At 67.0% G+C, this 11,792-nt stretch carries 9 protein-coding genes; 5 read left to right on the top strand and 4 right to left on the bottom strand.

The window, feature by feature from the left end; all coding sequences use genetic code 11:
- Positions 1-6 precede the first annotated feature (6 nt).
- From ABZ863_RS12455 to ABZ863_RS12440, 4 genes are all read right to left on the bottom strand, one after another.
- Positions 7-1,785 (bottom strand): AMP-binding protein, encoded by a 1,779-nt coding sequence (locus tag ABZ863_RS12455; protein ID WP_358534490.1) that lies wholly within the window; start codon positions 1,783-1,785, stop codon positions 7-9.
- Positions 1,782-2,420 carry an HAD-IA family hydrolase gene (locus ABZ863_RS12450; protein ID WP_358534488.1) on the bottom strand — a complete coding sequence of 213 codons (639 nt, stop codon included), beginning with the start codon at positions 2,418-2,420 and terminating at the stop codon, positions 1,782-1,784. Before ABZ863_RS12450 ends, ABZ863_RS12455 begins: the two co-directional genes overlap by 4 nt.
- A 463-nt stretch (positions 2,421-2,883) precedes the next feature.
- The gene (locus tag ABZ863_RS12445; protein ID WP_358534486.1) at positions 2,884-4,374 is read right to left on the bottom strand and encodes a CoA-acylating methylmalonate-semialdehyde dehydrogenase; all 1,491 of its coding nucleotides are present in this window, start codon (positions 4,372-4,374) and stop codon (positions 2,884-2,886) included.
- The gene (locus ABZ863_RS12440) at positions 4,371-5,681 is read right to left on the bottom strand and encodes an aspartate aminotransferase family protein (protein WP_358534484.1); all 1,311 of its coding nucleotides are present in this window, start codon (positions 5,679-5,681) and stop codon (positions 4,371-4,373) included. Before ABZ863_RS12440 ends, ABZ863_RS12445 begins: the two co-directional genes overlap by 4 nt.
- 108 nt (positions 5,682-5,789) lie before the next feature.
- Between ABZ863_RS12440 and ABZ863_RS12435 the strand changes: the two genes are divergently transcribed.
- The 5 genes from ABZ863_RS12435 (at position 5,790) to hydA (ending at position 11,787) form a co-directional block, all read left to right on the top strand.
- On the top strand, positions 5,790-7,433 hold the full coding sequence (locus ABZ863_RS12435) for a PucR family transcriptional regulator ligand-binding domain-containing protein (RefSeq protein WP_358534482.1): 1,644 nt from the start codon (positions 5,790-5,792) through the stop codon (positions 7,431-7,433).
- A 35-nt stretch (positions 7,434-7,468) separates the two neighbouring features.
- Positions 7,469-7,846 (top strand): SSI family serine proteinase inhibitor, encoded by a 378-nt coding sequence (locus tag ABZ863_RS12430; protein ID WP_358534480.1) that lies wholly within the window; start codon positions 7,469-7,471, stop codon positions 7,844-7,846.
- Between the two features lie 162 nt (positions 7,847-8,008).
- Entirely contained in the window at positions 8,009-9,595 is a 1,587-nt protein-coding gene (locus ABZ863_RS12425; protein WP_358534478.1) for an NCS1 family nucleobase:cation symporter-1, read from the top strand.
- Positions 9,546-10,388, top strand: coding sequence for a nitrilase-related carbon-nitrogen hydrolase (locus ABZ863_RS12420; RefSeq protein ID WP_358534476.1), 843 nt, complete (start codon positions 9,546-9,548; stop codon positions 10,386-10,388). Before ABZ863_RS12425 ends, ABZ863_RS12420 begins: the two co-directional genes overlap by 50 nt.
- Positions 10,389-10,401: 13 nt before the next feature.
- Complete coding sequence (gene hydA, locus ABZ863_RS12415; RefSeq protein WP_358534474.1) at positions 10,402-11,787, top strand: dihydropyrimidinase; 1,386 nt, start codon at positions 10,402-10,404, stop codon at positions 11,785-11,787.
- Positions 11,788-11,792 lie beyond the last annotated feature (5 nt).

Raw genomic sequence — 11,792 nt, 5'->3', positions numbered from 1 at the left:
TGGTGTTCAGCCAGCCCGGCGCACGCGTTGAATGCGTTTACGATCCGGCCTGGCGGCCGGCGCCGCTTCTGCGCGGTCCGCGAACTCGCCCAGGCTGGTCGCCTCGAACAGGTCACGCTGACCGACGTGACGTCCCAGCTCGTTGCGCACCCGGGCCACCACCGCCATCGCTGTGAGCGACGTTCCGCCCAGCTCCAGAAAATCCGCCGACCAGTCGAGATCCGACTCACCCAGTTCGGCGGCCCAGATGTCTCGTACACGGTCATGGAAGTCGCCACGACGGACGCCATCTTCAGGTCGCTTCACCTCACTCTGCCGGACGGAGACCTCGTGCAGCCGACGCTTGAGCACCTTGCCGAGCTCGTTGCGTGGCAAGGCGTCGACCACGACGACACGCTTGGGCGCTTTCGCAGCGCCGAGGTGGTCACTGAGGTATTCGTTGAAGCGGTCGCGATCGAAGCCGTCGCCGGGTACGACCGCGGCGGCCACGTACTCGCCCAGAGTCGGATGTGGCATTCCGTAGGCCGCTGCTTCACGCACGCCTTCGAAGCCATGCATGACTGCTTCGACCTCGATCGTCGAAATATTGAGGCCGCCCGAGATGATCAGGTCCTGATTGCGATCGAGCAGGAAGAGATACCCGCGCTCATCGAGCTTGCCGATGTCACCGGTCCGGACCCAACCGCCCGCACGGAACACCGTGGCGCTCGCGGCGTCGTCGTTGAGATAACGACGTTGCGGCGCATGAGGACTCCGGAGCTCGACGTTGCCGGGTATGCCGGAAGACACTGGGGATCCATCGTTGTCGACGATACGAATCTCACCCGCCTGCCCTGCCGCCCGGCCGACCGAGGCGGGACGCGCCGGGTCGAACTTGATCCGCACACGAGCAGGAAACGCCTCTGTGGAGGTGTACATGTTGAACAGCGCAGAATGCGGAAACAGCTCGGCAAGTCGTTGCAATGCCGCCGGAGCGATGGGCGCACTGATGGTGCGGACGACCTTGACCGAGCTGGCATCGAGAGAACCGGCGGCTCTACTGTGAATCAACGACAACGCGAAGGCAGGCACCAGCACCAGATGCGTGGGCCGATGAACGTTGATCGCCTCCACAAAACGCCCGTCCTCGTAGTCCGGCAGCGCGATGACACGATGGGGTACCCCGTCCAGGGGCTGCAACAGCAGCCCCTGCCCCGCCAGCGAAGCCGGTGGCAGTGCGTGCAGAACGCTGTGCGGCTCCTGCTCGACAGCCTGTGCGCTGTGGGGGTACAAGAGGTTCTCGTGAGATGCGACAACGCCTTTCGGGGTCCCCGTCGTTCCCGACGTGAACAGAATCTCGGCATCGTCGTGTGCCTGCAGTCGCGGCGTCATGGGCGCCTGCGAATCACTGAGTTCCAGGTCACCCAGCTGCCGCGTCCATACTGATTCGCCAGAGACCGGCGATTCCGAGATCACTCCAACAGCATCGGTGTATCCCACCACTCGATGCAGGTGCTTCTCCCCCATTCTCCTTTGTACTGGCACTGCCACCGCCCCGGCCTTGTGCACAGCGACATACGAGACCGCATATTCCAGCAGGTCGTGATTGTCGCACCACAACACGATGCGATCTCCTGGACGAACCCCGTTGGCGAGTAGCCCACGTGCGGCACTACTGGAGCGACGTTCCCACTCTTCCATTGTCAACTGCCCGGTATCGACCACTTCCAGCGCGACTGAATGCGGTCGCTCTGCCGCCCGCGCCGCCAACCGCGCAGGCACGGTGGCCGCAATATCCCCATTCATAACTTCGCCTTTCGCAATGTGTCGAGCTCGGCAAGAAGAAATTGGTCCAGGTTCTCCATGACGAGGTTGGCCATGGCGACTTTGTCTGAACTGAGGGTCGTTGTCAGGCCAACGACCGTCATTCCGGCAGCCAGCCCCGACTCGATTCCCGCTGGCGAATCCTCGATGACGATGCACTGTGCAGGATCGGCCCCCACACGGCGGGCCGCCAGCAGATAGGGTTCTGGGTCAGGCTTTCCACGACTCACGTCATCAGCCGTGATGATGGTCTCCGGCCGATCTACTGTCAGGCCGGCAACCTGCAACCTCACTCGGGCCAGCCGCCGGTCAGCGGAGGTCACCACAGCAAATCTCCGAGTGGATTTCCACAACCGGGACGCGCCTGGCAGCGGAGCGATACCAGCCTTTTCACCAGCCTCCATTGTGGCAATTGCCCGTGTTTCCATCTCTATGTCGAGCCATGGCGCGAAATGTGTGATCTTTTCCCGCGCGGTCCACCCCTGAGCTTCGAGAAAAAGTCCTGGATCTAATTGATGGCTCGTCGCCCAGGTGGTCCAGCTTCGTCTTTGGGCCTCATCGCTATCGATTAACGTACCGTCCATATCAACAAGGAGCACGGCTTTGTTGATATCCATGACGGCCCCCTCTGCAAGTGTGATCGATGTTGTTTTTCAGACAGCACCGACGCGCCGCTTGCTGCACGCAGCGGCGGCGGCTCGTTACGCCTCAATATCCTCGAATGACGTCCCCGAGGCTGAATTCGCCCCCTAATTCAGCACTTGAGATGGTGCACTCCAAGGACGCACCCGGGAGCAGCGGACATCTCCGTGCGGCTAGAGCTTTGCAACCTGCACGGCGCGACGACAGGTCCATACGAGTGACAAGCAACGAAGGATCAGATATCGCGGCGAAAGTTGCCCCCGTCGCCCCAGTTCGCCATGAGGGCGGATACTCAGGGTGCAACAGTCTGCGTTGCCGTCCACGCATTCAATGAGAATCGACAGGAACGATGAGACAAGGCTGCGATAGGTATTTCCCCATTCGCGCGACAAGTCCGGTTCGTCGAGATCCTCGGTAGCGGAATTGTCAAGACCTGTGTCAGAAATTGCGGGGGAAGCCGAGGTTGACGCCGCCATGCGAAGGGTCGAGCCACCGCGACGTGACGACCTTGGTCCTGGTGAAGAAGTGGAAACCCTCCGGGCCGTAGGCGTGACTGTCACCGAAGAGCGAGTTCTTCCACCCGCCGAAGGAGTAGTAGGACACCGGAACCGGAATCGGCACGTTCACCCCGACCATGCCGACCTCCACCTCGTTCTGGAAGCGCCGCGCGGCCCCGCCGTCGTTGGTGAAGATCGCGGTTCCGTTGCCGTAGGGGTTGCTGTTGACCAGTTCCAGCGCGGCGTCGTAGCTACTCGCCCTGGCGACCGACAGCACGGGACCGAAGATTTCATCGGTATAAATCGACATACCCGGCTCGACGCGGTCGAACAGGGTGGGGCCGAGCCAGAAGCCGCCACCCGCGATCCCGGGTTCCCGGCCGTCCACGACCAACTCCGCGCCGGCCGACACACCCGCGTCGACATAGGAGGCCACGCGTTCACGGTGGGCCGCGGTGACGAGCGGGCCCATCTCCGAGCCGGGCTCGCGGCCGTCGCCGACACACAGCTTCGCCATCCGCTCGCTGATCTTGCTCACCAGCTCGTCACCGACCGGGTCGACCGCAACGACGACGGACACCGCCATGCACCGCTCGCCTGCCGAACCGAACCCCGCGGACACGGCCGCATCGGCTGCGAGGTCGAGGTCGGCGTCGGGCAGCACCACCATGTGGTTCTTCGCGCCGCCCAGTGCCTGCACGCGCTTGCCGGCCGCGGTGCCGGTCTCGTAGACGTAGCGTGCGATGGGGGTGGAACCGACGAACGAGACGGCCCTCACCTCGGGGTGCCCGAGCAATCCGTCGACCGCCACCTTGTCCCCGTGCAGCACGTTGAACACGCCCTCGGGCAGCCCGGCCTCGGCGAACAGCTCGGCGAGGAAGCTGGCAGCCGACGGGTCCTTCTCGCTCGGCTTGAGCACCACCGTGTTGCCGCAGGCGATGGCGTTGGGCACGAACCACAGCGGCACCATTGCCGGGAAGTTGAACGGCGAGATGACGCCGACGACGCCGAGGGGCTGGGCGATCGAGTAGACATCCACCCCGCGCGAGGCGTTCTCGCTGAAGCCGCCCTTGAGCAGTTGTGCCGCGCCGCAGGCGAACTCCACGTTCTCCAGCCCGCGCTGGACCTCCCCCGCCGCGTCGGAGAGCACCTTGCCGTGCTCGGCGGTCACGATGGCGGCGAGCTCGTCCCGGCGGGCCTCGAGCAAGTGACGGGCGGTGAACAGCACCCGCGCGCGGGCGGCGAGCGAGGTGTCACGCCAGCCGGGGAACGCGGCGGCCGCCGCCTCGACGGCCGCGTGGACCTCCCCGGCACCGGCGAGGTCCACGCGCGCGCGAACCTCGCCGGTGGCAGGGTCGAACACCTCCCCGGTCCGCTCAGGTACCCCCGTCCACGACTTGCCGTCGATCCAGTGGCTGATGCGGTTGGTCACGAGCGCTCCTCACCTGCCCCGGCGACGGCGCTGATCGCCTCGCCGAGGATCTCCAGTGCCTGTCGGGCCTCGTCGTCGGTCAACGTCATCGGCGGCGCGAGCCGGATGACGTTGTTGTGCAGTCCACCTTTGCCGACGAGCAGCCCGCGCGCCTTCGTCTCCTCGAGCACGGCCGCCGCGGCAGGCGGGTTGGGGTCGGTGCCGCCGGGCCGGACGAGCTCGACGCCGACCATGAGGCCCTTGCCGCGCACATCGCCGACGATGGCGTGCCTGCTGCCGATGTCGCGCAGTCCGGCGAGCAACCGGTCGCCGAGCTTGGCGGCGTTGCCCTGCAGGTCGTGGTCCAGCAGGTAGTCCAGCGTGGCCTTCGCGCCCGCGGTGGCGACCGGGTTGCCGCCGAAGGTGGAGATGGAGTTGGCCGTCAGGCAGTCCATCACGTCACGGCGCGCGATCACGCCGCCGATCGCCAGCCCGTTGCCGATGCCCTTGGCGAAGGTCATGATGTCGGGCCGCACACCGTGGGCGTCGATGCCCCAGAAGTGCTCGCCGGTGCGCCCCCAGCCGGTCTGGACCTCGTCGGAGATGAGCAGGATGCCGTGCTCGTCGAGAATGTCGGCGAAAGCACGGAAAAGCCCGTCCGGCGGCGTCGCGAACCCGCCGACGCCCTGGATGGGCTCGGCGATGAGCGCCGCCACGTCACCGGAGGTCGTCGTCTGCAGCACGTCACGCAGATCGTCGGCGCAGGCGGCGATGTAGTCGGCGTCGGAGTAGCCGGCGAACGGGCTGCGGTAGCGGTAGCCGCCGTGCACGTAGCTCACCTTCACCGGGGACAGCGAACTGGCCGACCAGCCACGGTTGCCGGTGATGCCGACGGTGCCGAACGCCCGCCCGTGGTAGGAGTTGCGCAGGGCGAGGATCTGGTTGCTGCGCCGGTACTGCGTTGCCAGCAGCAGAGCGGTCTCGTTGGCCTCGGTGCCGGAGTTGGTGAAGAACACCCTGGCGTCCGGGATACCCGACAGCTCGGCGATCTGCTCGGCGAGCTCGACCTGCTTGCGGATCAGGTACAGGGTGGAGGTGTGCAGCACTCCCGTGTCGAGCTGGCGCCGGATCGCAGCGGAGATCTCGGCGATGTCGTAGCCGATGGCGTTGGTCAGGATGCCTGCGAAGAAGTCGAGGTAGGTGCGGCCGGTGGAATCGGTGACCTGCCTGCCCCGCGCGCGGACGATCTCGATGGGCTCGGCGTAGTACAGCGCCAGCCAGCCGGGCAGGACCGCACGGTGCCGGCGAAGGAGTTCCGATTCAGTCATGCGTCCGAGTCTCATCGCGCCGCGCGCGGGGACGCCATCGACAACATGTACTGACTACCGCCCATCGCCGTACAGTCTGCTAATCGGCCAGGGACAGGTGGTGAGGCGATGTACCCGACCGTTGCGGAGGTGCTCGCGCTGCCGGTGGTGCGCCACGGCGGGCCACGGGTCGTCGCCGGGGCAGGCGGCCTCGACGGGCGGGTGCGCTGGGTGCACGTCGCCGAGATCACCGACATCGCGCACCTGCTCAAGGGCGGCGAGCTGGTTCTCACCACGGGTATCGCGCTGCCCGACGACGATCTGGCACTCGCCCGCTACGTCGAGGAACTGGCCGGGGTCGGCGTCACCGGGCTCGTGGTGGAGCTGGTTCGGCACTGGAACGACGAGCTGCCGCGGGCGCTGGTGACCGCCGCCGACAAGCACGGCCTCCCCCTGGTCACGCTCTCCAGGGAGACCAGGTACGTGGCGGTGACCGAGACCGTCAACGGGCTCATCGTCGACGCGCAGGTGGCCGAGCTGCGCGCCGCCGAACAGGTGCACGAGACGTTCACCGCGCTCACCGTGGCCGGCGCGGAACCGCATGTCGTGCTGCGCGAGGTGGCGCGGCTGAGCGGGCAGCCGGTGGTGCTGGAAACGCTGTCGCACGAGGTACTGGCCTACGATTCGGCCGGTACCGATCCGGCGGAACTGCTCAGCGGCTGGCAGCAGCGCTCGCGCGGCGTGCGCATCGGGGGCCGGTCCGGCTACCACGCCAGGGCGGGCTGGCTGGTCACGATCGTCGGCGCGCGCGGGCACGACTGGGGACGGCTGATCGTGCCGTGTCCCGAGCAGCCGCCGCATCGCTATGTCGTCGTGGCGGAACGCGCGGCCTCGGCACTCGCGGTGCATCACCTGCTCGCCCCGGACGGCACCAGTCTCGAACGGCAGGCGCACCGTGCCGTCCTCGCCGAGCTGCTGGCCTCCCCGGCGACGAATGCCGAGCTCACCGCGCGGGCCTCCGCACTGCGCGTGCCGCTGGCCGGGCACCTCCTAGTCGGTGTGGCGATCCGGCCCCGGCTGGCCGGGGCCGCGCAACCGCCCGCGGCGGCCTCGGCACTGCCGCTGCTGCGTCAGCTCGCCGAGGCGACCGCGCTGGCCACCCGGCGGGCACGGGTGGCGGCGCTCGTCGCGAGTGTCGACGACACGAGCGTGCGGGCGCTGCTGTCGCTGTCCCCGCAGGCCAACACCGATGCCGTCCTGCGACGGCTGGCGCGGGAGGTACGGCAGGCGCGGCCGTCCGTTCCGGTGGTGATCGCGGTGGGTACCGGCGTCGAGACGGCTGCCGACGCAGGGCGCAGCCTCACCGAGGCCGCGCACATCGCCGCGGCAGCGCAACAGGGCGGCGACCCGCGCCGGGGCTACCACCGCCTCGATGACGTCCGGTTGCGCGGGCTGCTGCACCTGCTCGGCGACGACGACCGGGTGACCGCCTTCGCGGCGCGCGAGCTGGGTCCGCTGCTCGCGCGGGACGCCGGTTCGGGCACCCGGCTGGTGCCGGCGCTACGGCACTTCTGCGAGCACGGCGGCAACAAGTCGGCGGCCGCCGCGGCCGCGCACACCTCGCGAACGGCCTATTACCAGCAACTCGCCCGGATCGAGCAGGTGCTCGGCGTGCAGCTGGAGGATCCCGAGTCCATGCTGTCACTGCATGTGGCACTGCTCGTACACGACGTGCTCGCCCAATCGAATGACGGCGACCGTCCTCCCGAGTGACACATGCCGGCCGCTCGGCTGCCGATATCCGAGACATGCCCATCATCTCTGCCGGAACGGCCGCCGCGTGCGCACTCGCCTTGCTGTGCGCGGGCGGGCCGCTGCCCACTCCGCCCGAATCGTCACTGACCCTCACCCTCTACACCGCCGACGGTGCCGCACGCGCGGCTCAGCTGACCTGCGATCCCACGGCGGGCACGCACCCGGATGCCGCCGAGGCCTGTGCCGCGCTGGAGGACGCAGGCGGTGACTTCAGCCGCCTACCGGTGACATTGCAACCATGCCCGATGATCTACGCGCCCCTGCGCGCCGAGGCGCACGGTCGCTGGCAGGGCGAGTGGGTCCGGTTCCGCGCCGAATACGCCAACGAGTGCGTTGCCGACGCCGAATCCGGCGGCGTCTTCGCGTTCTGACGAGGTCCCTTTCAACCGACGCGGAATGTTTCCGCGTGGTTGCCCTGGGGCTACACCCAGTGGCAGCGCCTACGGCACAATCGACACACTGTCACTCGGCTCCGGCAACAGTGAACACTCTGCCAGTGCCGGGTGTGCGCGCAGGGCGAGCAGGATGCCGCAATGGAGCCGACCACCGCCCAGATTCAGCACCCGGACGGCCGGGTGGAACTTCGCGATGTGTCGTCACTTCACGGCAGCCGGTTCTTCAACGCCGAACTCGCCCCGGTGCCCGTCGAGCGACGAACCTGGAGCACCTACAACTATTTCGCGCTGTGGATGGGAATGGCTCACAACATTCCCTCCTACCTACTCGCGTCCGGCCTCATCGCCATCGGCATGAACTGGGTGCAGGCTTTTCTGACCATCACGCTCGGCAACCTCATTGTGCTGATCCCCATGCTGCTCAACAGTCATGCGGGAACCAGGTACGGCATTCCGTTTCCGGTTTTCGCCCGCGCGTTCTACGGCGTGCGGGGTGCCAACCTGGCCGCGCTGCTGCGCGGGTTCGTCGCATGCGGCTGGTTCGGCATCCAGACCTGGGTCGGCGGGCAGGCCATCTTCGTGATCCTCGGCGAGCTGGTCGGTGACGGCTGGACCAATGCCGCGTCCGTGCTGGGGCAGCCGTGGACGATGTGGGTTGGCTTCGCGGCGTTCTGGATGTTCCAGATGTTCATCATCTGGCGTGGCATCGACGCGGTCCGCCGTTTCGAGAACTGGACCGCACCACTGGTCACGGTCGGCTTCCTGATCCTGCTCGGCTGGGTGCTGGTGCAGGCGGGCGGGTTCGGCCCGATCTTCTCGCAGCCGAGCAGGCTCGGCTGGGGCAGCGAGTTCTGGACCGTCTTCGCCCCCTCGCTGATGGGCATGATCGCCTTCTGGGCCACGCTGTCGCTGAACATGCCCGACTTCACGCGGTTCGGCATGAGCCAGCGCAAGCAGGCCTGGGGCCAGGTGCTCGGCCTGCCGACGACGATGTCCTTCATGGCGATCGTGTCCATCATGATCACCTCGGGCGGCATGGTCATCTACGGCGAGACCATCTGGGATCCGGTGCTGCTGGCAGCCCGTTTCGAGTCACCGGTGGTCGTGGTGATCGCGTTGGTAGGCCTCGCCATCGCCACCGTGTCCGCCAACCTGGCCGCCAACGTCGTGAGCCCGTCCTACGACTTCTCCAACGCCTTCCCCAAGCGCATCAGCTTCCGCGCCGGCGGTGTGATCACGGGCGTCATCGGTGTCGCGATCCAGCCGTGGCGGCTGATCTCCGATCCGAACATCTACATCTTCGCGTGGCTCAACTTCTACGGCGGCGTTCTCGCCGCGGTCGCCGGTGTGCTGGTCGCCGGCTACTGGGTGCACGCCCGCAGGCAGCTGGCGCTGGCCGACCTGTTCACCGACGGCGGTGGCCGGTACTGGTTCACCGGCGGCTGGAACTGGCGGGCACTCGCTGCCACCGCCGTGGGCGCCGTGCTGGCTGTCGGCGGTGCCTATTCGGCGCCGGGCGAGGGACCGTTCCCGGAGAACGGCCTGATCCCGTTGTTCCATGGCTTCTACGACTACAGCTGGGTCGTCGGTCTGGTGGCGGCCTTCCTGGTCTACCTGGCCCTTTCCCTGCCCGCCTCGCGAGGGGCGGACTTCGCAACGCGACAGGAGGAGACAAGTGAGCGAGCTGGTGAGAGCCGGTCTGGTGCAGCAGCGGTGGACGGGTGACAAGGACTCCATGATCGCCGCCTCGGTCGACGCGATCGGCACGGCGGCCTCGCAGGGTGCGCAGGTGGTGTGCCTGCAGGAACTGTTCTACGGACCGTATTTCTGCCAGGTGCAGGACACCGGGTACTACTCCTACACCGAAGGCATTCCAGACGGGCCGACGACCACACTGATGCAGGAGGTCGCCGAGCGTCACGGCGTTGTGCTCGTGGTACCGATGTACGAGCAGGAACAGCCCGGGGTGCTGTACAACACCGCGGCGGTGATCGACGCCGACGGCACCTACCTCGGCAAATACCGCAAGAACCACATCCCTCAGGTCAAGGGATTCTGGGAGAAGTTCTACTTCCGCCCTGGCAACCTGGGCTACCCGGTCTTCGACACCGCGGTGGGACGCATCGGTGTCTACATCTGTTACGACCGGCACTTCCCCGAGGGCTGGCGGGCGTTCGGGCTCGCCGGGGCGAAGATCGTGTTCAACCCGTCGGCGACCAGCCGCGGGCTGTCGCAGTACCTGTGGCGGCTGGAGCAGCCCGCCGCCGCCGTTGCCAACGAGTACTACGTCGGCGCGATCAACCGGGTTGGCGTGGAACCGTTGGGCGACAACGACTTCTACGGCCAGTCCTATTTCGTGGACCCGCGGGGTGAGCTGGTGGGCGAGGCCGCCTCCGGCACCGCGGACGAGGTCGTGGTGCGCGACCTCGACATGGACAAGCTCGCCGAGGTACGTGAGCTGTGGGCCTTCTACCGCGATCGCAGGCCCGATTCCTACGAGTCGCTCGTGAAACCGTGAGGTGGTGAGCGCGATGCGGATTCTGATCAAGGGCGGCACGGTACTGAGCACCACCGGCGTTGCCGAGGCCGACGTGCTGGTGGACGGTGAGACCATCGCGGCCGTGGCGGCGCCAGGTGTGCTGGAGCAGGCCGACACGGTGCTCGACGCCACGGGCAGGTACGTGCTGCCGGGCGGCATCGATGCCCATACCCATATGGAGATGCCGTTCGGCGGCACCTTCTCCGCAGACACCTTCGAAACCGGAACCAGGGCCGCGGCATGGGGCGGCACGACCACCGTCATCGACTTCGCCGTACAGGCCAAGGGCACCTCGCTGATGTCCACACTGGACAAGTGGCACGAGAAGGCCGACGGCGACTGCGCGATCGACTACGGGTTCCACATGATCGTCTCCGACGTCAACGACGCGACGCTCAAGGAGATGGAATCCTGTGTGGACGCCGGCGTCAGCAGCTTCAAGATGTTCATGGCCTACCCCGGTGTCTTCTACTCGACCGACGGGGAGATTCTCCGCGCGATGCAGAAGGCCACCGACACCGGTTCGATGATCATGATGCATGCCGAGAACGGCATCGCGATCGACCAGCTGGTCGCTCAGGCGCTGGCCGAGGGCAGGGGTGAGCCGGTGCAGCACGGGCTCACCAGACCACCCGAACTGGAGGGCGAGGCGACCTCGCGGGCCATCACGCTGGCCAAGGTGACCGGAGCGCCGCTCTACATTGTCCATCTGTCGGCGGCGCAAGCGCTTGCGGCAGTGGCGGGTGCGCGCAACGAGGGTCAGAACGTGTTCGCCGAGACGTGCCCGCAGTACCTGTATCTGTCCATTGAGGACCTGGCCAAACCGGACTTCGAGGGCGCGAAGTACGTCGCCTCTCCCCCGCTGCGCCCGAAGGAGCACCAAAGGGACCTGTGGCGGGGCTTGCGCACCAACGACCTGTCCGTGGTGTCGACCGACCACTGCCCGTTCTGCTTCAAGGACCAGAAGGAGCTCGGCAGGGGCGACTTCGCCAAGATTCCCAACGGGATGCCGGGCGTCGAGCACCGGATGGACCTGCTGCACCAGGGTGTGGTCGCCGGGGAGATCTCGCTGGCCCGCTGGGTGGAAACCTGCTCGACCACACCGGCGCGGATGTTCGGGCTCTACCCGCGCAAGGGCGTGATCGCGCCGGGTTCGGACGCCGACATCGTGCTCTACGATCCGGCCGCGGAACAGACCATCTCCGCGCGGACCCACCACATGGCCGTCGACTACTCCGCCTACGAGGGAATGCGGATCACGGGCACGGTCACCACGGTGCTCTCCCGCGGCCGCATCATCGTCGACGGCGGCGAGTACCACGGCTCGGCAGGACACGGCCGGTTCCTCACCCGCGATCTCTGCCAGTACCTGAACTGAGGAGG

Source organism: Saccharomonospora sp. NPDC046836 (assembly GCF_040645195.1).
GTDB lineage: Bacteria > Actinomycetota > Actinomycetes > Mycobacteriales > Pseudonocardiaceae > Prauserella_A.
This window is presented reverse-complemented; position numbering and strand designations above follow the sequence as displayed.

Excerpts from the sequence above, each read along its gene's own strand:
- ABZ863_RS12450 (WP_358534488.1), bottom strand. The coding sequence starts at position 2,420 with ATGGATATCAACAAAGCCGTGCTCCTTGTTGATATGGACGGTACGTTA.
- ABZ863_RS12455 (WP_358534490.1), bottom strand. The coding sequence starts at position 1,785 with ATGAATGGGGATATTGCGGCCACCGTGCCTGCGCGGTTGGCGGCGCGG.
- ABZ863_RS12430 (WP_358534480.1), top strand. The coding sequence starts at position 7,469 with ATGCCCATCATCTCTGCCGGAACGGCCGCCGCGTGCGCACTCGCCTTG.
- hydA (WP_358534474.1), top strand. The coding sequence starts at position 10,402 with ATGCGGATTCTGATCAAGGGCGGCACGGTACTGAGCACCACCGGCGTT.
- ABZ863_RS12440 (WP_358534484.1), bottom strand. The coding sequence starts at position 5,681 with ATGACTGAATCGGAACTCCTTCGCCGGCACCGTGCGGTCCTGCCCGGC.
- ABZ863_RS12425 (WP_358534478.1), top strand. The coding sequence starts at position 8,009 with ATGGAGCCGACCACCGCCCAGATTCAGCACCCGGACGGCCGGGTGGAA.
- ABZ863_RS12435 (WP_358534482.1), top strand. The coding sequence starts at position 5,790 with ATGTACCCGACCGTTGCGGAGGTGCTCGCGCTGCCGGTGGTGCGCCAC.